The sequence below is a fragment of the Burkholderia sp. LFS061 genome (genome assembly GCF_047978125.1).
Classification (GTDB): domain Bacteria; phylum Pseudomonadota; class Gammaproteobacteria; order Burkholderiales; family Burkholderiaceae; genus Burkholderia; species Burkholderia pyrrocinia_C.
Genome location: NZ_JBFPFS010000052.1, coordinates 21344 through 42828, shown reverse-complemented (window position 1 = coordinate 42828; position 21485 = coordinate 21344). Strand labels below are relative to the sequence as shown.

Here is a 21485-nt window from a genome sequence, read left to right as displayed (position 1 = left end):
GCCGGGCGCGCCGCCGCCGGCCGGGCCCGCCCGCCGGTAGAATGCAGGCTTCTTCCCGACCGCCGCCCGCCGCGCCCGCCTGCATGGAACTGAAATGGCTCGAAGACTTCGTTTCGCTCGCGGAAACGCGCAGCTTTAGCCGGTCCGCCGAACTGCGGCACGTATCGCAGCCGGCGTTTTCGCGGCGCATCCAGGCGCTCGAAGCGTGGCTCGCGACCGAACTGATCGACCGTTCGGTCTATCCGACGCGGCTCACGCAGGCCGGGCAGATCTTCTACGAGCAGGCGCTGACGATGCTGTCGCAGGCGCACGAGGCGAGGACGCTGTTGCGCGGCCACGTCGGCGCGCCGGTGCCGACGATCGAGTTCGCGGTGCCGCACACGCTGTCGCTCACGTATTTCCCGCGCTGGCTGCAGCGGATCGAGGCGAAGATGGGCCAGGTCCACACGCGGCTGCGCGCGCTGAACGTGCACGACGCCGTGCTGTCGCTCGTCGAGGGCGGCTGCGATCTCGTGATGGGCTACCACCACCCGAGCCACCCGGTCGCGCTCGATCCGGCGCGCTACGACATGCTGATCCTCGGCAGCGAGCCGATCAGCCCGTTCTCGGCGCCCGGCCGCGCGGGCCGGCCGCGCCATACGCTGCCCGGCACGGCCGACGCGCGCGTGCCGTACCTGTCGTATACACCGAATGCGTATCTCGGCCGGATGACGGAAGTCATCATCGCGAACGCGCCGACGCGGCTGTTCCTCGATCGCGTCTACGAAACCGACATGGCCGAAGGGCTGAAGGCGATGGCGCTCGCGGGGCACGGCGTCGCGTTCCTGCCACACAGCGCGGTCGAGGACGCGGTCGCGAGCGGCCGGCTGATCCGGCTCGACCGTGCGGCGCGCGGCGGCGCGCATCCGTTCACGCTGACGATGGAGATCCGGCTGTACTGCGACAAGCTCGCGCTGCAGGGCGACGATCCGCGGCAGAAGCTCGTGCGCGCGCTGTGGGAGGTCGTGCGCGACGAACTGCGCGAGACCGCCGGTTAGCAACTGGCCAGCAGCCGGCGACTGCGCACGATCGACCGCGACCGGCTGACGGCGGGCTTGCCGCGCCTGTCGGACGGCTGTCCGGCGGCCGGCCCGCGCGCGGGCAACGCGATTGTTCGCGGATGCGATGCACGGCCGATCGCGTGCGTTCTTGCGCAAATCGACCGCAGATTTGCGAAAAATCGCGATCATGCAAGAAACGCATAATCGAATAAGCAAACGGCATTGGATAAAAAAAACGGGTTTTTCGACAATGTGCGCACCTGTTGACCGTTGGAGCATCCATGTCTTCGCAATTGCAGTCCATCCCGTCCTACCTGCACGCCGACGATCTCGGCCCGTGGGGCAACTATCTTCAGCAAGTCGATCGCGTCGCGCCGTATCTCGGCTCGCTGTCGCGCTGGCTCGAAACGCTGAAGCGCCCGAAGCGCATCCTGATCGTCGATGTGCCGATCGAGCTCGACAACGGTACCGTCGCGCACTTCGAAGGCTATCGCGTGCAGCACAACGTGTCGCGCGGCCCGGGCAAGGGCGGCGTGCGCTACCACCAGGACGTGACGTTGTCGGAAGTGATGGCGCTGTCCGCATGGATGTCGGTGAAGAACGCGGCCGTGAACGTGCCGTACGGCGGTGCGAAGGGCGGCATCCGCGTCGACCCGCGCAAGCTGTCGCGCGGTGAGCTCGAGCGCGTGACGCGCCGCTACACCAGCGAAATCGGCATCATCATCGGCCCGAACACCGACATTCCGGCGCCGGACGTCAACACCAACGAACAGGTGATGGCGTGGATGATGGACACCTTCTCGATGAACCAGGGCCAGACGTCGACCGGCGTCGTGACCGGCAAGCCGATCGCGCTCGGCGGTTCGCTCGGCCGCAAGGAAGCGACGGGCCGCGGCGTGTTCGTCGTCGGCTGCGAAGCGGCGAAGAAGAAGGGCCTCGAGATCGAAGGCGCGCGCATCGCGGTGCAGGGCTTCGGCAACGTCGGCGGCATCGCGGCGAAGCTGTTCCAGGAAGCGGGCGCGAAGGTGATCGCGGTGCAGGATCACACGGGCACGATCTACCGGCCGGCCGGCCTCGATTCGAACAAGCTGCTCGACCACGTCGCACGCACGGGCGGCGTCGCGGGCTTCGAAGGCGCGGAGCCGATGCCGAACGACGAGTTCTGGACGGTCGAGACCGACATCCTGATCCCGGCGGCACTGGAAAACCAGATCACCGAGAAGAACGCGGCGAAGATCCGCACGAAGATCGTCGTCGAAGGCGCGAACGGCCCGACGACGACGGCGGCGGACGACATCCTGAGCGCGAACGGCGTGCTCGTGATCCCCGACGTGATCGCGAACGCGGGCGGCGTGACCGTGTCGTACTTCGAGTGGGTGCAGGATTTCTCGAGCTTCTTCTGGACGGAAGACGAGATCAACCACCGTCTCGAGCGCGTGATGCGCGAAGCGTTCGCCGGCGTGTGGGCGGTCGCGGAAGAGCACAAGGTGACGGTGCGTACGGCGGCGTTCATCGTCGCGTGCACGCGCATCCTGATGGCGCGCGAAATGCGCGGCCTCTACCCCTGATCATTGACTATGATCTAGCCATGACGCAATCCATCCGGTTGCGTGCATGAACCCTCGCGGGCGGTGCCGAATCCGGTGCCGCCCGCGCGCGCATTGGGGCGCGGAAAGGGTGCCCGGAGCCGGGAGGAAGGCGCCGGGCAGCGCGATTCGTAGTTCGGTTAACAACCAGTACTTTCAAAAATATTACTTTGATACACTGGCGCGGGTTTTAGCCAAGGAGATGACCAAAATGAAATACCACAAGGCAGTCCTGATGGTCGCGGCGCTCTGCGCGTTCGCAAGCGGCGCGCATGCTCAGGAGACGGGCACGCTGAAGAAGATCAAGGACACGGGCGTGATCGCGCTGGGCCACCGCGAATCGTCGATCCCTTTCTCCTACTACGACCAGAGCCAGCAGGTGGTCGGCTATTCGCGCGAATTCCAACTGAAGGTGGTCGACGCGGTGAAGAAGAAGCTGAACCTGCCGAACCTGCAGGTGAAGAACATCCCGGTCACGTCGCAGAACCGCATTCCGCTGGTGCAGAACGGCACGGTCGATATCGAGTGCGGCTCGACGACCAACAATACCGAGCGTCAGCAGCAGGCCGCGTTCTCCGACACGATCTTCGTGATCGGCACGCGCCTGATGACGAAGAAGGATTCGGGCGTCAAGGATTTCGCGGACCTGAAGGGCAAGACGGTCGTGACCACCGCCGGCACGACGTCGGAGCGCCTGCTGCGCAAGATGAACAACGACAAGCAGCTCGGCATGAACATCATCAGCGCGAAGGATCACGGCGACTCGTTCAACACGCTGGAATCGGGCCGCGCGGTTGCGTTCATGATGGATGACGCGCTGCTCGCGGGCGAGCGCGCAAAGGCGAAGCAGCCGGGCGAGTGGGTGATCGTCGGCACGCCGCAATCGGAAGAAGCGTACGGCTGCATGATGCGCAAGGGCGACGCGGACTTCAAGAAGGTCGTCGACGACGCGATCTCGCAAGTCGAGAAGTCGGGCGAAGCCGCGAAGATCTACGCGAAGTGGTTCGAGAACCCGATCCCGCCGAAGGGGCTGAACCTGAACTTCCCGCTGTCCGATTCGATGAAGAAGCTGTACGCGAACCCGAACGACAAGGCACTCGACTGACCGCACGGCCGTTGATGCAGAAATGACGCTAATGAGACGGAAGAGGCCACGCTTCTTCCGTTTCTTTTTGCTGGAGTCTTGCCCATGTCTTACCACTGGAACTGGGGCATCTTCCTGAGCCCCGTGTCGACCGGCGAGCCGACGACTTATTTCGGATGGCTGATGTCCGGCTTCCGGGTGACGATCGAAGTGTCGCTCGCCGCCTGGGTCATCGCGCTGATCGTCGGCTCGCTGTTCGGCGTGCTGCGCACGGTACCGAACAAATGGCTGTCCGCGATCGGTACCGCGTACGTGTCGATCTTCCGGAACATTCCGCTGATCGTGCAGTTCTTCATCTGGTATCTCGTGATACCCGAACTGCTGCCCGCATCGATCGGCACCTGGATCAAGCAGTTGCCGCCCGGCACGCAGTTCTTTACCGCGTCGATCGTCTGTCTCGGCCTGTTCACGGGCGCGCGCGTGTGCGAACAGGTGCGCTCGGGGATCAACGCGCTGCCGAAGGGCCAGCGCGCCGCCGGCCTCGCGATGGGCTTCACGCAATGGCAGACGTACCGCTACGTGCTGCTGCCCGTTGCGTACCGGATCATCGTGCCGCCGCTCACGTCGGAATTCCTGAACATCTTCAAGAACTCCGCCGTCGCGTCGACGATCGGCCTGCTCGACCTGTCCGCGCAGGCGCGCCAGCTCGTCGACTACACCGCGCAGACCTATGAGTCGTTCATCGCGGTCACGCTCGCGTACGTGCTGATCAACCTCGTCGTGATGTCGCTCATGCGCTGGATCGAAGGCCGTACGCGGCTGCCCGGCTATATCGGAGGCAAGTGATGCATCAGTTCGACTGGAGTAGTATTCCCGGCGCGCTGCCGACGCTGTGGACGGGGGCGGTCGTCACGTTCCAGATCACACTGATCGCGATCGTGGTCGGGATCGTCTGGGGCACGCTGCTTGCGCTGATGCGGCTGTCGGGCGTCAAGCCGCTCGCGTGGTTCGCGCAGGGCTACGTGACGGTGTTCCGCTCGATCCCGCTCGTGATGGTGCTGCTGTGGTTCTTCCTGATCGTGCCGCAGCTGCTGCAGGGCGTGCTCGGGTTGTCGCCGACGATTGACATCCGCCTCGCGTCGGCGATGGTCGCGTTCTCGCTGTTCGAAGCCGCGTATTATTCCGAGATCATCCGCGCCGGCATCCAGTCGGTGCCGCGCGGGCAGGTGAACGCCGCGTTCGCGCTTGGCATGAACTACTCGCACGCAATGCGCCTCGTGATCCTGCCGCAGGCGTTCCGCGCGATGGTGCCGCTGCTGCTCACGCAGGCGATCGTCCTGTTCCAGGATACGTCGCTCGTGTACGTGATCAGTCTCGCGGACTTCTTCCGCACGGCCGCCAACGTCGGCGATCGCGACGGCACGACCGTCGAGATGGTCCTGTTCGCCGGCGCATGCTATTTCGTGATTTGCTCGTTGGCGTCTGTTCTCGTCAAGAGTCTCCAGAAAAAGGTCACACGATGATTTCCATCAAGAACGTTTCCAAGTGGTACGGCCAGTTTCAGGTTCTCACCGACTGTACGACCGAGGTCAAGAAGGGCGAAGTGGTCGTCGTGTGCGGCCCGTCGGGCTCAGGCAAGTCGACGCTGATCAAGACCGTCAACGGCCTCGAGCCGTTCCAGCAGGGCGAGATCCTCGTGAACGGCCAGTCGGTCGGCGACAAGAAGACGAACCTGTCGAAGCTGCGCTCGAAGGTCGGGATGGTGTTCCAGCATTTCGAGCTGTTCCCGCACCTGTCGATCACCGAGAACCTGACGCTCGCGCAGATCAAGGTGCTCGGCCGCGGCAAGGACGAAGCGGCCGATAAAGGCATGAAGCTGCTCGATCGCGTCGGCCTGAAGGCGCATGCGCACAAGTATCCGGGCCAGCTGTCGGGCGGCCAGCAGCAGCGTGTCGCGATCGCGCGCGCGCTGTCGATGGACCCGATCGCGATGCTGTTCGACGAACCGACGTCCGCGCTCGATCCCGAGATGATCAACGAAGTGCTCGACGTGATGGTCGAACTCGCGCAGGAAGGGATGACGATGATGGTCGTCACGCACGAGATGGGCTTCGCGAAGAAGGTCGCGCATCGCGTGATCTTCATGGACAAGGGCGCGATCGTCGAGGACGACCGCAAGGACGATTTCTTCTCGAATCCGAAATCGGAACGCGCGAAGGACTTCCTCGCGAAGATCCTGCACTGAGCGTTTCACGCGTGCCAATGCGAAACCGCCCGGCCCAGCGCCGGGCGGTTTTTTTTCGTCCGCCGTTACCAGCTATACCGGTAGCCGACCTGCCCGACGATGCCGCGCCGGTACGCGCCGCCGATGTTGCGCGCGATCTTCGCGTTCGCGTACAGCTCGCCCGACTTGCCGAAGCCCGCGGTCACGCCGACGCCGAGCTCGTACCACGTGCGGCCGAGATGCGTCGCGAACGGCGTGCCGCCGACCACGGTCTGGCCGGGCGACAGGAAGTCGTGCAGCACGTCGGCCGTGAAGTACGGCGTCGCGGCGCCGCCGCCCGAGCCCGCCTCGAGGTTCGGCCGGAAGATGCGCACGCCGACGCGGCCGCGCAGCGCATGCGTCGTCGTGCCCGACACGGCCGACACGTTGTCGTTGAACCCGTTGAGCTTCAGGTACTGGTACATCAGTTGCGCCTGCGGCTCGATCGCGATCGGCGTGCCGCCGATGCCGAACGGCTTGCCGACCTCCTGCGACAGCGCGATGCCGAAGCCGTTCTGCGACGCCTCGTTGCCGTAGCTGTCGCGATAGCGGTTGCCGTAGTGCGTGACCTGCCCGACGCTGTCGAAGTACGTGCCGTCCGTCAGGTAGCGCGTCCAGTAGCCGCCGACGCTCTGCGCATGCATCTCGACCGAGCCCGTCGACGTCGACAGGTTCGGCGAGCCGGCGCGCGCCATGTCGCTGAAGCTCGCGTTCGACACGCCGATGCTGGCCGTCACGCCCGCATGCGTGCTGCCGCCGCCGGGCGCCTGAGCGAGCGTCCAGTCCTTGCCGAACTGCGCGAAGAACGTGCGCTCGTCGGCCGCGAAGCGGCCCGCGTCCGCATCGAGGCTCTGGCCGCCGATGCGCCCCCACACGCCATCGCGGTTGCCGGGCTGCTGCTTGCCGAGGTTGTAGATGTCGCCGACGCGCTCGTGCAGCTTGCCGAGCGTCGAGAAGCCGTAGTCGGCGTTCAGCAGCGGCGTCAGCGCATAACCGGCGACGCCCGGACGGTACGCGAGCGTGCCGCCGCTGCCATTCCCGTTGCCGTCGCCGGACGGATGGATCGTCGGGTCGCCGGGGTCCGTCGGATCTAGCTGCGAGCGCAGGTACCAGCCATTCGCGTCGCCCTGGCCGCCGCGATAGAGCCGGTATTCGTATGCGCCGGCCTGTACCGGGCCCGCGAGATGGAACGCCGACGCGGTGGTCGTGCCGTCGTTGGCCGTGACGACCACGGGAATCCCGTCGCCGGTCGTCTGCGCGCCGGTGCCGGCCGTGTTGGCGATCTTCAGGCCGGTCGTGCCGCTCGCGGCGCCGCCGTTCACGATCAGCCGGTCGGTCGGCGATGCATTGGTGCCGAGATACGTGTTGAGCGCGATCGTGCCGCCGTTGCCGACGTAGCTGCCGGTCGTCAGCGTCTTGTAGCTGCCCGTGAGCGTCGGCGAGCCGGCCGGCGCGGCGAACGCGACCAGGCCCGCGTTGTTCAGGCTGCTCAGCACCGAGCTGCCCGTCATGCGCCACGTGCTCGTGCCGTCGATCGTCAGCGCGACCGGGTCGATCGTGCCGCTCAGCGTCGTGCCGTTCGCGAGGAACACGTTGCCGGTGCTCGACGCGTCGGAGACGATGTCGCCCGCGAGGTTCACCGCCGATGCGCTGAACGTCACGTTGCTGCCGTTCGCGAGGCTCAGCAGCGTGCCGTTGCCGGCCGTCACGACCGTGCCGTTGCGCACTGCGATGTCGGCCGTGCCGCCGCGCGCGGCGAATGCCGGCCCGGCGGCGGACGTCACGCTGCCGCCGTCGACGAGCACCGAGCTCGTCGCGCCGTTCGCGAGCGTGTCGGATGTCAGCACCCCGGCCGTCGCGCCCTTGAGCGTCGTGCCGGTCAACGCGAGCACACCGCCGCTGTCCGCGGTCGCGCCGTTGCCGGCCGCGCTGGCGATCGACGATCCCGTATCGCCGATGCGGCCGCCGTTGCGCGCGACGACGCCGTCGGCCGCGGCACCCGATGCGGTGACTTTCGCGCCCGACAGCAGCGTCGTCGCGCCGCCGTCCATGACGACCGCATGCGCGCCGGCGCCCGTCGTCGCGACGGTCGTGCCGTTGGCCGTGAGCGTCGAATCCGCGCCCGATACGAACAGGCCGCGCGCGCTGATGCCGGCGGTGCGGACGACCGTTGCCGCATCGGTTGCGATGCGCGCGCCCGCGCCGGTCGATGCGAGGCCGTCGGCACCGTTGCCGGTGGTCGCGACCTGCGTGCCGGACAACGCGATCACCGTGTTCGCGCCGAGGTTGTGGATCCCGCTTCCCGAGCCGCCGACCGCGATCGACGTCGCGCCGGCCGCGAGCCCGCCGCCCGATACGGTCGAGTCGATCAGCACGCCGTCGGCGCTGCCGTTCGCGACGACGGTGCCCGCGCCCGACAGCGCGACCGATGCGCCGGCACCCGTCAGGCGCACGCCTGCAATGCCGTCGTCGGCTTCGATCGAACCCGTGTTGGCGAGCGTCGCCGACGCACCCTGCACGAGCGCGCCGGTGCCGTCGGCTACGCGGATCGTCGACGCGTTGTTCACCGTGCCGAGCGTGCCGGCCACGACGCCCGTCGAGCCGGCGCCCGTCAGCAGCACCGTGTCGCGGTTCTCGAGCGTGCCGAGGTTTTGCGCGACGAAGCCCGTCACACCGGCGGTCGACGACGCGACGGCGGCGTCGTTGATCAGCGTCGTCGCGACCGGCGCGCCGGCATTCGCGCCGGCGAGGTCGTGCGCCTGGCCGTCGACGACGCCCGCGATCGCACCGGCCGCGTTCAGGTTGATCGTCGCGCCCGCATCGATCGTGCCCTTCGCGCCGCCTTCGACCGCGATCGCGATGCCGTTCGCGCCGTTGACGTTGTAGATCGCGTTGCCCGTCGACAGCGTGGTGCCGGCGTCGGTCGCGAGCACGCCGTGCGCACGCTGGCCGTTGACGTCGGTCGTCAGCGTGCCGGCCGCCGACCTGCCCGTGTAGGTCGCGCCGCCCGCGACACGGAACAGCGTCGAGTCGTCGGTGTCGACGCTGAGGTGCCGCGCGGCGACGTTGATCTTCGAGCCGGCGCCATACGCGTAGAAGCCGATCTGGTTCGTGCCGGACATGAAGGCCGGCACCGCGTTGGCGCCGACGTCGATCGTCGCGCCCGAGCGCGCGTGCACGCCGATCGCGCCGGTGCCCGTCAGGTTGAGCGCGCCGTCGAGCGTGGCCTTCGCGAGCGGCCCCTCGGCCCAGACGCCGTAGTTGCGTGTGGCCGATGCCGGATCGAGGCCGCCGGCCACGTCGATCGTGCCGGTCGACGTCACGACCGTCGCTTTCGTGCCGGTCCCGACGACCATGATGCCGATGCCGTTCACGCCGTTCAGCGTGATCGTGCCCGTGTTGGTCACGGTCGCGGCGCTATCGACCGCAAGCATGCCGACGTTCGCGAGCGGCGTGCCGGGCGCCGCGCCGTTGACGACGATGGAGCCCGCGTTGGTCAGCGTGCCGGACGACGAGCCGATGCTCGCCAGCGCGGCGCCGTTCTGCGTCTGCGAGCCGATCACGATCGTGCCGAGGTTGCTCGCGGTGCCCGATGCGCCGAGCAGGATGCCGTACGCGTGCGCGGACAGCGCGACGTCGGCCGCGGCCTCGGGCGACGCGGCATCGTACTGGGCCGCGCGGCCGAGATAGATCGTGCCGCCGGCTTCGTTCGTGAAGCTGCCGCCGGCGACGAGGCCGCCGATCACCTGGCTGTCGAGCGTCGTCGCGTTGACGCCGACGTTGATCGTGCCCGTGTTCGACCCGCTCGCGCCGTCCGTCGCGGCCACCGCGTAGTTCTGCAGGTCGGGGCGATTGCCGACGAGGTTCCACGCGCCGACGTTCATCACGCCGTTGTTGACGAACGTCGTGCCCGCGCCATTCGCGTATACGCCGTTTCCTTCCGTGTACGCGTTGAAGCCGAAATTGCCCGGCTGCGCGCTGCCGCCCGTGTTGAAGTTGTCGCCGGACGCGTACCCGGACGAGATCGCGCCGTTGTTGACACCGCTCGCGCCGGTCAGCAGGCGCACGAGCGTGAAGTCGCCCGACAGGCGGCCGTCGTTGACGAAGCGCGCGCCGTTTTCCGCGAGGACCGCCGAGCTGGAGTCGATCGTATCGGTGCCGCGGAAGTCGATCTGGCCGTCCTTGCCGATGTGCAGCGCCGCATTCGCGCCGGTGCCGTGCATCACCGACAGGTGATCGATCGGCAGCGTGTTCTTGTCGCCCGCGGATACGTTGTTCGCGTACTGGAAGGTCTGCTGCGAGAACGTGACGGCCTGGCCGAACGCGCTGTCGTAGGCTGCTTGCGAGTCGAGCGCGCCGCTTTGCACCGAGCGCACGAGAAAGTCGTTGTAGGCGGCCAGCGACGCGGCATCGGTGACGCTCCAGGCGCTGCCGTCGAACGCGGTGAACTTGCCCGCGTAGGCCGGCACGTCGAGCCGGATGCTGCCGACCGGGCCGCCGCTCGCGAGATAGTCGCCGGTGCCGAGCCAGATCTGGTTGCGCGAATTCCAGTTGACGACGCTTTTCGCCGAGCCCGTGCCGTCCGCGAAGGTCAGGTCGGTCTGCTTCGGCGCGATCGAGATCGCGTTGCCGGCTGCGTCGGGCGCGTTCGCCGGATTGCCGATCGACACGTTCAGCGTGCCGCCGGAGTTGTCGACGGTGCCGATCCTCGTGTTGACGTACTGGTTGCCGTTCACGTCATGGTAGACGGGCACGTTGGTCGAGCCGGCCGTCGACGCGGAAAGCGCGGACGAGTTGTAGGTGGCGACCGACGTCCGGGTGCCCGTGATCGAGTCGGGCGTGCTGATGCTCTGCGTCTTGCCGCCGAGCGACAGCAGCGGCTGGTTCGGGTTGCCCGAGACGACGGTCGCGCTGCCGATCGGCGTGAGGGTGTAGCCGGGGTCGCCGCCGACGCCGGTCCAGGCACCCGTCACGCCGACCGTGTCGCCTCCCGACACGGTGGTTGCGCCGGCCAGGTTGTCGTTGACGGTCGGGCTGAAACTGCCGAGCGCGCAGGTGCCGCCGCTCGCGACGGCCGCGCCGCTGCCGCAGGTCGATGCGTACGCGGAGCCGGCCGACAGCGCGGCCAGCGCGGCGCCGAGCGCGGCGACGCGAAGCGGCGACCGGCGTGTTGCCGTGTGTGCAGCGCCGCGGCTTGCGCCGGATTCGTCGCCCGAGCGCTTGCCGCGCGCCCGTGCCGTTTCCGCCACCGCGACCCAGCAGCCGGCGGTTTCGCTCCATATCGATCGAAATGAGTGATTCACGACAAGCCCCTCTCTCTTTTTTTGAAGTGGTATTCACCGCGGTGCAGTGAAATCGCAATCCGCGGTGGAGTAATGGCCTGAATGGACGTGCGGCGGCCGTGGCCGTTTCTGCGCCAATCGTGATTCGTTACACCGAGGATGGAGGAAGTCTAATGATCGGAAGGGCGGCCGATTGTCAAAAAAATAATGAATGTGGCAATAATGCCGATTTCATTAGGTATTTTTTGATTGTGTGATGAATCGAACTGAAAGCCTTTGTGGGTAAGGGTTTGGGTGATTTTGTCGGCGTGGAAGCGTGATTGCGGGATCGGTGGGGTGGCGCACGGTTCGCATCGGGGTGGTGCGTTAGAATGCGGTTTCCGGATTATATGTGATCCGGATTTCAGGATTTACTTATTTCGGTTTTTGGTTATTTTCGCTTGGAAATTAATAAAATCAAGCGAATGTCGTGTGGCGTTGATTCGATATGCCGGAATGTAGCCGGGATGAAACGAAACCGGCACGCGGCAGGCGATTTTCCCCGACGGTGAAAGCCGTACGCATTGCGTGCGCACGAAATCGTCCGCCACGCCCGAACGTTGCGGACGACGGTCTTGCCGTGCGGGAATTGGAAAGCGGGAAGGGCGCCGGCGCGGCGCTCAGAAGTCGATCGCGTCGTCGGAATCGCCGTCGGCGGCGGTTGCGAGCGCTTCGCGCGGTGCCGAGGCCGACGCGTCGAGCGCCGGATTGCGCAGCTTCTCGAGCACGCGTTCGGGCACCGGGATCTGCATCCGCGCGGCGACGTCGCCGCACTGGAACATGATCAGCTCGCCCGGCTCGAACGCGGTCCAGACCTCGTTGTCGGTCAGCGGCTGCGTCGCGATCACCGCGACGCGATCCTCGGGCGTCGTGTATTTCGCGAAGTCGATCGACAGGTCTTCGTCGACGAGATGCGCGGTCGAGAACGGCCAGCGCCGCACGAGGTAGTGCAGCCGCGTCGAGCAGTGCGCGAACAGCGCCTGGCCGTTCGACATCAGGAAGTTGAACACGCCGTGATCGGTGATGCCGCGCGTGAGCTCGCCGACGCGCTCGAACAATTCGGGCAGCGGCGGCTGCGCGCCGGGAAATGCCTCGCGCAGCCCCTGCATCAGCACGCAGAAAGCCTGTTCGCTGTCGGTCGTGCCGACCGGGTGGTAGACGCTGCCGTCCATGTTCGGCGCGTAGTCCTGCAGGTCGCCGTTATGCGCGAAGATCCAGTGCCGCCCCCACAGCTCGCGCATGAACGGATGGCTGTTCTCGAGCAGGATGTGCCCTTGCGTCGCCTTGCGGATGTGCGCGATCGTGTTCTTGGACTTGATCGGGTAGCGCTTCACCATCTCGGCGATCGGCGACGTGGCCGATGCCTGGTGATCGATGAACAGGCGGCAGGCCTTGTCTTCGAAGAACGCGATGCCCCAGCCGTCGGCATGGTGATCGGTGAGCCCGCCCCGGGCCGCGAAACCTGTGAAGGAGAATGTGACGTCCGTCGGCGCGGCGCAGTTCATTCCTAGGAGTTGGCACATTTTACTTGGGGCGGCAGGCAGAAGCGGGGGGTAACGAACCGGGCGAACCCCGGTACAATGCGGCTTCTAGCATATCACCGAGCCCTGAGCGGTAAAAAGCGGATTCCGCTGGCCAAAGGCCTCGTGTTGCGGTTTGCCGTCAGTCGGCCCGCGCACGCGCGTTCCGGCCCCGCTGATGGCCAGTCCGTTCCTCACGACGCCTCCTATGACTGCCTCGAACGCTTCCTCCCCGGCGACGCTTTCGCTCGCCCGTCCCGATGACTGGCACCTGCACCTGCGAGACGGCGACATGCTGGCCGCCGTGCTGCCGCACACCGCGCGCCAGTTCGGCCGCGCGATCGTCATGCCGAACCTGAAGCCGCCGGTGACGACCACCGCACAGGCGCAGGCCTATCGCGAGCGCATCCTCGCCGCGCTGCCGGCCGGGATGACGTTCGAACCGCTGATGACGCTGTACCTGACCGACAACACGCCGCCCGACGAAATTCGCCGCGCGCGCGAAAGCGGCTTCGTGCACGGCGTGAAGCTGTATCCGGCAGGCGCTACGACGAACTCCGACCACGGCGTCACCGATCTCGCGAAATGCGCGAAGACGCTCGAGGCGATGCAGGAAGCGGGCATGCCGCTGCTCGTGCACGGCGAGGTGACCGATGCGTCGATCGACCTGTTCGACCGCGAGAAGGTCTTCATCGACCGCGTGATGACGCCGCTGCGCCGCGATTTCCCGGGCCTGAAGGTCGTGTTCGAGCACATCACGACGAAGGACGCGGCCGACTACGTGCGCGACGCCGACGCGGCGCCCGGCCTGCTTGGCGCGACGATCACCGCGCATCACCTGCTGTACAACCGCAACGCGCTGTTCGTCGGCGGGATTCGCCCGCATTACTACTGCCTGCCCGTGCTGAAGCGCGAGACGCATCGCGTCGCGCTGGTCGAGGCCGCGACGTCGGGCAACCCGCGCTTCTTCCTCGGTACCGACAGCGCACCGCATGCGCGCGGCGCGAAGGAAACCGCGTGCGGTTGCGCAGGCTGCTACACGGCGCTGCACGCGCTCGAACTGTATGCGGAAGCGTTCGACCACGCCGGCGCGCTCGACAAGCTGGAAGGCTTTGCGAGCTTCTTCGGCGCCGATTTCTACGGGCTGCCGCGCAGCGCCGAGACGGTGACGCTGCGCCGCGAGGCGTGGGAACTGCCGCGCGAGATCTTCGCGGGCGACACGCCGGTCGTGCCGCTGCGCGGCGGCGAGACGATCGGCTGGAAACTCGCGTGACCGGCGCGCCGCCGCGCGAAGCCGGCCACACGGCCGGCAGCGGGGCGGCGGATTTCGCGCGGATCGACTGGTCCGCGCCGTGGCTTGCGCAGTACGCGGAGCCCGGCCGCGCCGCACAGGCGGCCGCACGGGCGGGCGATGCCGCGCTTCTCGACGCGCTGAACGGCGTTTTGCGCGACGGCGGGCGCGTCAGCGGTCGCGGCAGGCCGCTGCGGTTCGTGCCGCAGGCCGAACTGCCGCCCGGTGTCGCGTACGAGACCCATATCGCGGATACCAGCGGCGTGCCGACCCGCCACAATCTCCACGACTTCTTCAATGCGCTCGTCTGGTTCGCGTATCCGCACATCAAGGCCGCGTTGAACGCGCGCCAGTCCGCCGCGATCGACGCGGCGGGCGGCGTCGGGCCGGTGCGCGGCACGCTGCGCGATGCGCTCACGCTGTTCGACGAGAATGCCGCGCTGTTCGTGACGGCCGACCGCGCGCTCGCCGATGCGCTGCGCGGCTTCGACTGGCCGCGGCTGCTGGTCGCCGCACGCGACGCTTGGGGCACGCGCTGCGAAGCGCGGCTCGTCGGCCATGCGCTGCTCGAGAAACTCGTCGCGCCTTACAAGTCCTGCACCGCGCACACGTGGATCGTCGAAGTGAGCGCCGACTATTTTTCGTGGCCCGACGCGCAGCGCACTGCGCATGTCGATGCGCGTGTCGCCGCCGAACTCGCGACGCGCGAGTTCACGAGCCGCGATTTCTCGCCGCTGCCGGTGCTCGGCGTACCGGGCTGGTGCGACGCGAATGCCGACGCCGTGTTCTACGACGATCCGGCCGTATTCCGCAGCGGCCGCCGCACGCGCGCAGCCGGCGGCGGCGCGCAGTGCTAGAATGCGCGTCGCAAAGCAGGCCAGGCAGTCGCGGCCTCGCCGCCTTCGGGCGCGCGGGGGCGAGGAAAGTCCGGACTCCACAGGGCAGGGTGATGGCTAACGGCCATCCGTGGCGACACGCGGAACAGGGCAACAGAAAGCAAACCGCCGATGGCCCGGCGCAAGCCGGGATCAGGTAAGGGTGAAACGGTGCGGTAAGAGCGCACCGCGGCGACGGCGACGTTCGCCGGCACGGTAACCTCCACCCGGAGCAATTCCAAGTAGGCAGGCGCGCATCTTCGGATGCAGGACGGGGCCCCCGTCTCGTCTGCGGGTAGGAAGCTTGAGCGCGTCAGCAATGGCGCGCCTAGAGGAATGGCTGCCACGCGCTGTGCGCTTCGGCGCGCAGCGTGCACAGAATCCGGCTTATCGGCCTGCTTTGCCGTTCGAATGCGAAAGGGCCGGCGTCTCCTGGCGGAGCGCCGGCCCTTTTTTCATGCGCGCGCGCCGTGCGTTCAGGCGGCGACGATGTCGAACGAATGCGTGAGTTCGGCCGTCTTCGCGATCATGATCGACGCGGAGCAGTACTTGTCGTGCGACAGGTTGATCGCGCGTTCGACCGTGGCCGGGTTCAGGTTGCGGCCGGTGACGGTGAAGTGGAAGTGCACCTTCGTGAACACCTTCGGGTCTTCGCTCGCGCGCTCGGCCTTCAGCGTGACCGAGCAGCCGGTGACTTCCTGGCGGCTTTTCTTCAGGATCAGCACGACGTCATAGGCCGTGCAGCCGCCGGTGCCGAGCAGCACCATTTCCATCGGGCGCGGCGCGAGGTTGTGGCCGCCGCCTTCGGGCGCGCCGTCCATCGTGACGAGATGCCCGCTTCCGGTCTGGGCGGAAAACGCCATGCCGTCCTGACCCATCCAGCTTACTTTGCATTCCATGCTTGCACTCCAGCGTTGCCTGATTCGGATTCGATCCGGCATTGTAGCCCGCAGCGCTTCGGTCGGCTGATGCGGTGCACGACGTGCAGTACCGGAGCCGCGCGAGCGGCGCGCAACAGCGTGCCGAACGGCGATTTCCCTGCTGATTTTAGGGGTTTTACTCTAGGTGCGGGCTATTTTCGCTCGCTCTGGTCGATGCTATGTAGTTGATTTTAAATGGGAAATTGAATTTCACCGTCGATCGTCTGAAATTCCGCATTATGGTGTTTGATTTCGTAATGCAAATTTTCTTGTGAAGCCGGCGGCGCGTTCGTATAATGAGCCTCATTGGTTGTCGCGCTGCGGCAACCTCCGAATGTCTCCTCCACCCTCCTCCTAAGGTGGATTAAGCCCGAACCAGCCGTTCGGGCTTTTTTTCGTCCCATGCAAATATCGGCGCGCGGCTTGCGCGCCCCGGCATCCGTTACGCGGGCTGCCGTGCGGCCGGCTGCGATGTCGCGTCGGGCAGCGTGCCGCGCAAGCGTGCGTCGGGTGCCGGCGCGGTCACGGCCGACGCATGGCCGTGGCCGCGTGCGCAGAAGTGGCGGACGCGTTCGCGCACCGCACGCAGGCGGGCGACGCGATCCTCGGCATGGGCGGTCCGGGCTTCGGCAATGCGCGCATCGAGCGCGTCGAGCTTGGCTTCGCAGCCGACCTGGGCGGCGACGGCAGGCGCCGCGGCGGCCAGCAGCGCGGCCGCGAAGAAGGGCGTAAGTCGTTGTTTCATCATGCTTGTTTGTTGTTTTCCGTGTTCGGCCGGTCTGGCGCGGCAAGGTCATGTGCCGCGCGTCGATGGGTGCCTCCCCGGGCGCTCGGATCGCCTGGCTTGTCGGGGCACGACCGAATTTTCGCCCATTTCGGGCGCTGCGGACACGGGGCGAGGATTCCCTTTGACCGCGTTCCGGTATTTCCTTTATAATTCAGGGCTTTTCCGCATTCATGCCCACGGAAAAAGAACAGGGAGAGCCTGCACCGCGCCTCGAAGCGCACACAGACAAGCAGGAAGAACACATCGGGCAAAGCATTTTTTTTGGATCGATCATGAAGACGTTTTCCGCAAAAGCCCATGAGGTGACGCGCGAATGGTACGTGATTGACGCGACGGATAAGGTTCTCGGCCGTGTTGCCAGCGAAGTGGCACGCCGTCTGCGCGGCAAGCACAAGCCTGAGTTCACCCCGCACGTCGACACTGGTGATTTCATCATCATCATCAACGCGAGCAAGTTGAAGGTCACGGGCAACAAGACGCTGGACAAGAAGTACTACCGTCACTCGGGCTACCCGGGCGGTATCTATGAAACGACGTTCGGCAAGATGCAGGAACGCTTCCCGGGCCGCGCGCTCGAGAAGGCGGTCAAGGGCATGCTGCCGAAGGGCCCGCTCGGCTACGCGATGATCAAGAAGCTGAAGGTCTACGCAGAAGCGACGCATCCGCATTCGGCTCAACAGCCGAAGGCGCTCGAGATCTAAGGGGACCCACATGATCGGTAACTGGAACTACGGTACGGGCCGCCGCAAGAGCGCAGTCGCACGTGTCTTCATCAAGGCTGGCAAGGGCGACATCATCGTCAACGGCAAGCCCATCGCTGACTACTTCTCGCGCGAAACGTCGCTGATGATCGTGCGTCAACCGCTGGAACTCACGAACCACGGCCAGACGTTCGACATCAAGGTGAACGTGAATGGTGGCGGCGAAACGGGTCAGGCAGGTGCAGTGCGCCACGGCATCACCCGTGCACTGATCGACTACGATGCGACGCTGAAGCCGTCGCTGTCGAGCGCAGGCTTCGTGACGCGCGATGCGCGTGAAGTCGAGCGTAAGAAGGTCGGTCTGCGCAAGGCACGCCGCGCCAAGCAGTTCTCGAAGCGTTAATTCCGCTTCATGGCCGCGCCGCTTCCGGGCGGCGTCCGCCGGAAAAACCGCCAGCTTTCGCGCTGGCGGTTTTTTATGTCCGCTTCCAGGCTCGTGCTGCGGCGGCTCGCACGGGCAGGTTTGATGAAATCGACAAGAACCTATTGATTTCATGGACTTCAGCACGATCTTCTGATCGGCCCTACAATAGCGGCTAAAGCTTCTTGGAGAGTTCGCAATGAACGCTGTTACCGAATCCGCAGCAACGACGACCGAAATGCCGCTTCCGTTCGTCTTCACCGACGCAGCGGCCGACAAGGTCAAGCAACTGATCGACGAAGAGGGCAATCCCGACCTGAAGTTGCGCGTGTTCGTGCAGGGCGGCGGCTGCTCCGGCTTCCAGTACGGCTTCACGTTCGACGAGGAAGTCAACGAGGACGACACCGTGATGAACAAGAACGGTGTCCAGCTCCTGATCGACTCGATGAGCTACCAGTATCTGGTTGGCGCCGAGATCGACTACAAGGACGACATCAACGGCGCCCAGTTCGTGATCAAGAACCCGAACGCGACCACCACCTGCGGGTGCGGTTCGTCGTTCTCGGTCTGAGCGCACGACAGATCAGCGCCGGTTCGCCGGAATGAAAAACGGGGCTTCATGCCCCGTTTTTTTATGCCCGTGCGCGGCGCCTGCCGGGGGCAGGCTTTGCGTCAGCCCGGATAGAGCGCGCCGAGCACGCGGTTGCCGGCCGCGCCGGTGACCGTCGCGAGATTGCCGGGCTGGCGCGCCGTGAAGCGGTACGCGAGCCACGCGAACGCGAGCGCCTCGACCTGTTGCGGCGGCACGCCGAGCGCGGCCGTCGTATCGACCGTGGCCGGCACGCCGGCCTCGCGCAGCGCGTGCCGGAGCGCGTCGAGCAGCACCGGATTGCGCGCACCGCCGCCGCACACGAAGACCGCCTTGCAGCCGGGTGCGTGCTGCGCGATCTCGCGTGCGACCGAGACCGCGGTGAGTGCCGTGAGGGTCGCCTGCACGTCCTCCGGCGCGACCTGCGCGAACGCGGCGAGCTTCGCGTCGAGCCACGCGGGATTGAACAGGTCGCGTCCGGTGCTTTTCGGCGGCGGCGCGGCGAAATACGGTTCGTCGAGCAGCGCATCGAGCAGCGGCACGTGCACGGTGCCGCGCGCGGCGAACTTGCCGCCGTCGTCGTAAGGCTTGCCCAGATGGCGGGTCGCCCACGCGTCGATCAGCGCATTCGCGGGACCGCAGTCGAAGCCGCGCACGTCGCCACCTTCGCCGGGCAGGATCGTGATGTTGCTGATCCCGCCCAGATTGCAGACGACGCGCGTCTCGCCCGGCGCACCGAACACCGTCGCATGGAACGCCGGCGCGAGCGGCGCGCCGTGGCCGCCGGCGGCCACGTCGCGGCTGCGGAAGTCGGCGATCACATCGACATGGGTCAGCTCGGCGAGCAGCGCCGGGTTGTTGAGTTGCCGCGTATAGCCACGCTCGGGGCGATGGCGCACCGTCTGGCCGTGCACGCCGATCGCGCGGATATCGTCGCGCGACAGCCCTGCGGTGCGCTGCAATTCGTGGCAGCACACCGCGTAGCGCGTGACGAGCGCGTTCGCCGCGAGCGATTCGCGGTCGATCTCGTTGTCGCCGGGTTGCTGCAGCGCGAACAGCGCGTCGCGCAGCGATTGCGCGAAGCCGACGAACGCTTCCGCGAGCACGGCCGGCGCCTTGCCGGCCTCGAAACGCACGGCGACGCCGTCGACGCCGTCCATGCTGGTTCCCGACATCAGCCCGAAGTAGATGCCGTCGGCCGGATGGACGTTTTGCGGCTGTCGTTGCGGCACGTTGGGTTCTCCTGGATCGTACGGCGCGGGCCCGTGCCGCGCACCTTGCGCCCGATTATCCGCGCAACGTGACGCGCCGTTAAGCGATGCGCGCGCAAGTTATGGGAAAATCCCTGTTTTTGCGACATTCTTCCTGGCACCGATGAGCACCGAACCCAGTTCCAAGCCCGTTTTCCCGATCACCGACGAAGTCCGGCATGCGCTCGCCGTCACGAAGCGCGGCGTCGACGAGCTGCTGATCGAGGAAGAGTTCGCGCAGAAGCTCGCGCGCAGCGCGGCCACCGGCACGCCGCTTCGCATCAAGCTCGGCCTCGACCCGACCGCGCCCGACATCCACATCGGCCACACGGTCGTGCTGAACAAGATGCGTCAGCTGCAGGACCTCGGCCACACGGTGATCTTCCTGATCGGCGATTTCACGTCGCTGATCGGCGATCCGTCGGGCCGCAACGCGACGCGCCCGCCGCTCACGCGCGAGCAGATCGAGTCGAACGCGAAGACCTACTTCGAGCAGGCCGCACTCGTGCTCGATCGCGAAAAGACCGAGATCCGCTACAACAGCGAATGGTCGATGCCGCTCGGCGCGGACGGGATGATCAAGCTCGCGTCGCGCTACACGGTCGCGCGGATCCTCGAGCGCGAGGACTTCACGAAGCGCTTCCAGAGCGGCGTGCCGATCTCGATCCATGAATTCCTGTACCCGCTGATGCAGGGCTACGATTCGGTCGCGCTGAACGCCGATCTCGAACTCGGCGGCACCGACCAGAAGTTCAACCTGCTGGTCGGCCGCGAACTGCAGAAGCAGTACGGCCAGGAACAGCAGTGCATCCTGACGATGCCGCTGCTCGAAGGCCTCGACGGCGTCGAGAAGATGTCGAAGTCGAAGGGCAACTACGTCGGCATCAGCGAGAAGCCGACCGACATGTTCGGCAAGCTGATGAGCATCTCGGACACGCTGATGTGGCGTTACTTCGAACTGCTGTCGTTCCGCAGCATGGACGAGATCGTCGGCTTCAAGCGCGAAGCCGAGGGCGGCCGTAACCCGCGCGACTTCAAGGTGCTGCTCGCGCAGGAAATCGTCGCGCGCTTCCATTCGCAGGCCGACGCCGAGCGTGCGCTCGAAGACTTCAACCACCGCGCGAAGGGCGGCGTGCCGGACGACATTCCGTCGGTCACGCTCGCCGGTGCACCGCTCGCGATCGGCCAGTTGCTGAAGCAGGCCGGCCTCGTGCCGTCGACGAGCGAAGCGCTGCGCAACATCGAGCAGGGCGGCGTGAAGATCGATGGCGCGACCGTGTCGGACAAGGGCCTGAAGGTCGAGGCCGGCGAGTTTGTCGTGCAGGTCGGCAAGCGCCGCTTCGCACGCGTCACGTTGACTGCATGATCGCGCTGATCCAGCGCGTGAAGCGCGCCGACGTGCGCGTCGGCGACCGCACGACGGGCGAGATCGGCGCGGGCCTGCTCGCGCTGGTCTGCGCGGAGCGAGGCGACACCGACGCGGCGGCCGACAAGCTGCTGGCGAAGATGCTCGGCTACCGCGTGTTCAGCGACGCGGCCGGCAAGATGAATCTCCCGGTGTCGAATATCGACGGCGCGGGTCGTGCAGGCGGCCTGCTGCTCGTGTCGCAGTTCACGCTGGCGGCCGATACCAACAGCGGGTTGCGCCCGAGCTTCACGCCGGCCGCGCCGCCCGATGAAGGCGCGCGGCTGTTCGACTATTTCGTCGCGGCCGCGCGGGCGCGCCATCCCGTCGTCGAGACGGGCGAGTTCGGCGCCGACATGCAGGTGTCGCTCGTCAACGACGGCCCCGTGACGTTCTGGCTGCAAGTGCGGCCCTGATTCTTCCCCGGAGACG

The 21485-nt window shown here is 66.5% G+C and carries 18 protein-coding genes and 1 other RNA gene; 14 read left to right on the top strand and 5 right to left on the bottom strand.

The features are described 5' to 3' along the window. The first annotated feature begins 83 nt into the window (after positions 1 to 83). The 6 genes from ACNQQL_RS30995 to ACNQQL_RS30970 all read left to right on the top strand — a co-directional run bounded on the left by ACNQQL_RS30995 (position 84) and on the right by ACNQQL_RS30970 (position 5955). Positions 84 to 1037 carry a LysR substrate-binding domain-containing protein gene (locus ACNQQL_RS30995; protein ID WP_175963080.1) on the top strand — a complete coding sequence of 318 codons (954 nt, stop codon included), beginning with the start codon at positions 84 to 86 and terminating at the stop codon, positions 1035 to 1037. Positions 1038 to 1321: 284 nt separating this feature from the next. Then, positions 1322 to 2608 (top strand): Glu/Leu/Phe/Val family dehydrogenase, encoded by a 1287-nt coding sequence (locus ACNQQL_RS30990; protein ID WP_034182728.1) that lies wholly within the window; start codon positions 1322 to 1324, stop codon positions 2606 to 2608. A gap of 229 nt (positions 2609 to 2837) precedes the next feature. Next, positions 2838 to 3731 (top strand): glutamate/aspartate ABC transporter substrate-binding protein, encoded by an 894-nt coding sequence (locus tag ACNQQL_RS30985; RefSeq protein WP_047901132.1) that lies wholly within the window; start codon positions 2838 to 2840, stop codon positions 3729 to 3731. Between the two features lie 84 nt (positions 3732 to 3815). Next, entirely contained in the window at positions 3816 to 4556 is a 741-nt protein-coding gene (locus ACNQQL_RS30980; RefSeq protein WP_034182729.1) for an amino acid ABC transporter permease, read from the top strand. Beyond that, a complete protein-coding gene (gene gltK / locus ACNQQL_RS30975) occupies positions 4556 to 5233 on the top strand; it encodes a glutamate/aspartate ABC transporter permease GltK (protein ID WP_347067997.1) in 678 nt (225 codons plus the stop codon). The genes ACNQQL_RS30980 and gltK overlap by 1 nt, the downstream gene beginning before the upstream one ends. Next, positions 5230 to 5955, top strand: a complete 726-nt coding sequence (locus ACNQQL_RS30970; protein ID WP_034182731.1) for an amino acid ABC transporter ATP-binding protein — start codon at positions 5230 to 5232, stop codon at positions 5953 to 5955. The genes gltK and ACNQQL_RS30970 overlap by 4 nt, the downstream gene beginning before the upstream one ends. Before the next feature lie 65 nt (positions 5956 to 6020). Here ACNQQL_RS30970 and ACNQQL_RS30965 read toward each other — a convergent pair whose 3' ends face one another. Beyond that, the gene (locus tag ACNQQL_RS30965; protein WP_347067994.1) at positions 6021 to 11276 is read right to left on the bottom strand and encodes an autotransporter outer membrane beta-barrel domain-containing protein; all 5256 of its coding nucleotides are present in this window, start codon (positions 11274 to 11276) and stop codon (positions 6021 to 6023) included. 638 nt (positions 11277 to 11914) lie between these two features. Beyond that, complete coding sequence (locus ACNQQL_RS30960; protein WP_072436319.1) at positions 11915 to 12817, bottom strand: class II glutamine amidotransferase; 903 nt, start codon at positions 12815 to 12817, stop codon at positions 11915 to 11917. 205 nt (positions 12818 to 13022) lie between these two features. Here ACNQQL_RS30960 and pyrC point away from each other — a divergent pair, with 205 nt between their 5' ends. The 3 genes from pyrC (at position 13023) to rnpB (ending at position 15386) form a co-directional block, all read left to right on the top strand. Continuing rightward, positions 13023 to 14087 (top strand): dihydroorotase, encoded by a 1065-nt coding sequence (gene pyrC / locus ACNQQL_RS30955; RefSeq protein ID WP_347067992.1) that lies wholly within the window; start codon positions 13023 to 13025, stop codon positions 14085 to 14087. After that, positions 14084 to 14962: a DUF3025 domain-containing protein gene (locus tag ACNQQL_RS30950; RefSeq protein WP_347067990.1), complete on the top strand. Its 879-nt coding sequence runs from the start codon at positions 14084 to 14086 to the stop codon at positions 14960 to 14962. Before pyrC ends, ACNQQL_RS30950 begins: the two co-directional genes overlap by 4 nt. A gap of 12 nt (positions 14963 to 14974) precedes the next feature. After that, positions 14975 to 15386, top strand: an RNA gene (rnpB, locus tag ACNQQL_RS30945) — RNase P RNA component class A. A 70-nt stretch (positions 15387 to 15456) separates the two neighbouring features. Here rnpB and ACNQQL_RS30940 read toward each other — a convergent pair. Continuing rightward, positions 15457 to 15921, bottom strand: coding sequence for an OsmC family protein (locus ACNQQL_RS30940; protein ID WP_072436316.1), 465 nt, complete (start codon positions 15919 to 15921; stop codon positions 15457 to 15459). A gap of 421 nt (positions 15922 to 16342) precedes the next feature. Next, positions 16343 to 16648, bottom strand: a complete 306-nt coding sequence (locus ACNQQL_RS30935; RefSeq protein WP_034182737.1) for a DUF1090 family protein — start codon at positions 16646 to 16648, stop codon at positions 16343 to 16345. Positions 16649 to 16959: 311 nt separating this feature from the next. Between ACNQQL_RS30935 and rplM the strand changes: the two genes are divergently transcribed. From rplM to erpA, 3 genes are all read left to right on the top strand, one after another. Beyond that, a complete protein-coding gene (gene rplM / locus ACNQQL_RS30930; RefSeq protein ID WP_009687896.1) occupies positions 16960 to 17388 on the top strand; it encodes a 50S ribosomal protein L13 in 429 nt (142 codons plus the stop codon). 10 nt (positions 17389 to 17398) lie between these two features. Beyond that, positions 17399 to 17791: a 30S ribosomal protein S9 gene (gene rpsI, locus ACNQQL_RS30925; protein ID WP_006476904.1), complete on the top strand. Its 393-nt coding sequence runs from the start codon at positions 17399 to 17401 to the stop codon at positions 17789 to 17791. A gap of 217 nt (positions 17792 to 18008) precedes the next feature. Further along, on the top strand, positions 18009 to 18380 hold the full coding sequence (gene erpA / locus ACNQQL_RS30920) for an iron-sulfur cluster insertion protein ErpA (protein ID WP_034182738.1): 372 nt from the start codon (positions 18009 to 18011) through the stop codon (positions 18378 to 18380). 101 nt (positions 18381 to 18481) lie between these two features. Here erpA and ACNQQL_RS30915 read toward each other — a convergent pair whose 3' ends face one another. After that, entirely contained in the window at positions 18482 to 19630 is a 1149-nt protein-coding gene (locus ACNQQL_RS30915; protein WP_347067987.1) for an anhydro-N-acetylmuramic acid kinase, read from the bottom strand. A 142-nt stretch (positions 19631 to 19772) separates the two neighbouring features. Between ACNQQL_RS30915 and tyrS the strand changes: the two genes are divergently transcribed. Then, positions 19773 to 21014: a tyrosine--tRNA ligase gene (tyrS, locus tag ACNQQL_RS30910; RefSeq protein ID WP_204425793.1), complete on the top strand. Its 1242-nt coding sequence runs from the start codon at positions 19773 to 19775 to the stop codon at positions 21012 to 21014. Further along, entirely contained in the window at positions 21011 to 21469 is a 459-nt protein-coding gene (gene dtd, locus ACNQQL_RS30905; RefSeq protein ID WP_034182741.1) for a D-aminoacyl-tRNA deacylase, read from the top strand. Before tyrS ends, dtd begins: the two co-directional genes overlap by 4 nt. The last annotated feature ends 16 nt before the right edge of the window (positions 21470 to 21485 follow it).

Excerpts from the sequence above, each read along its gene's own strand:
- ACNQQL_RS30970 (WP_034182731.1), top strand. The coding sequence starts at position 5,230 with ATGATTTCCATCAAGAACGTTTCCAAGTGGTACGGCCAGTTTCAGGTT.
- ACNQQL_RS30990 (WP_034182728.1), top strand. The coding sequence starts at position 1,322 with ATGTCTTCGCAATTGCAGTCCATCCCGTCCTACCTGCACGCCGACGAT.
- ACNQQL_RS30940 (WP_072436316.1), bottom strand. The coding sequence starts at position 15,921 with ATGCCGGATCGAATCCGAATCAGGCAACGCTGGAGTGCAAGCATGGAA.
- pyrC (WP_347067992.1), top strand. The coding sequence starts at position 13,023 with ATGACTGCCTCGAACGCTTCCTCCCCGGCGACGCTTTCGCTCGCCCGT.
- rplM (WP_009687896.1), top strand. The coding sequence starts at position 16,960 with ATGAAGACGTTTTCCGCAAAAGCCCATGAGGTGACGCGCGAATGGTAC.
- ACNQQL_RS30980 (WP_034182729.1), top strand. The coding sequence starts at position 3,816 with ATGTCTTACCACTGGAACTGGGGCATCTTCCTGAGCCCCGTGTCGACC.
- rpsI (WP_006476904.1), top strand. The coding sequence starts at position 17,399 with ATGATCGGTAACTGGAACTACGGTACGGGCCGCCGCAAGAGCGCAGTC.
- ACNQQL_RS30995 (WP_175963080.1), top strand. The coding sequence starts at position 84 with ATGGAACTGAAATGGCTCGAAGACTTCGTTTCGCTCGCGGAAACGCGC.
- ACNQQL_RS30935 (WP_034182737.1), bottom strand. The coding sequence starts at position 16,648 with ATGATGAAACAACGACTTACGCCCTTCTTCGCGGCCGCGCTGCTGGCC.
- erpA (WP_034182738.1), top strand. The coding sequence starts at position 18,009 with ATGAACGCTGTTACCGAATCCGCAGCAACGACGACCGAAATGCCGCTT.
- ACNQQL_RS30960 (WP_072436319.1), bottom strand. The coding sequence starts at position 12,817 with ATGTGCCAACTCCTAGGAATGAACTGCGCCGCGCCGACGGACGTCACA.
- ACNQQL_RS30985 (WP_047901132.1), top strand. The coding sequence starts at position 2,838 with ATGAAATACCACAAGGCAGTCCTGATGGTCGCGGCGCTCTGCGCGTTC.
- dtd (WP_034182741.1), top strand. The coding sequence starts at position 21,011 with ATGATCGCGCTGATCCAGCGCGTGAAGCGCGCCGACGTGCGCGTCGGC.
- tyrS (WP_204425793.1), top strand. The coding sequence starts at position 19,773 with ATGAGCACCGAACCCAGTTCCAAGCCCGTTTTCCCGATCACCGACGAA.
- gltK (WP_347067997.1), top strand. The coding sequence starts at position 4,556 with ATGCATCAGTTCGACTGGAGTAGTATTCCCGGCGCGCTGCCGACGCTG.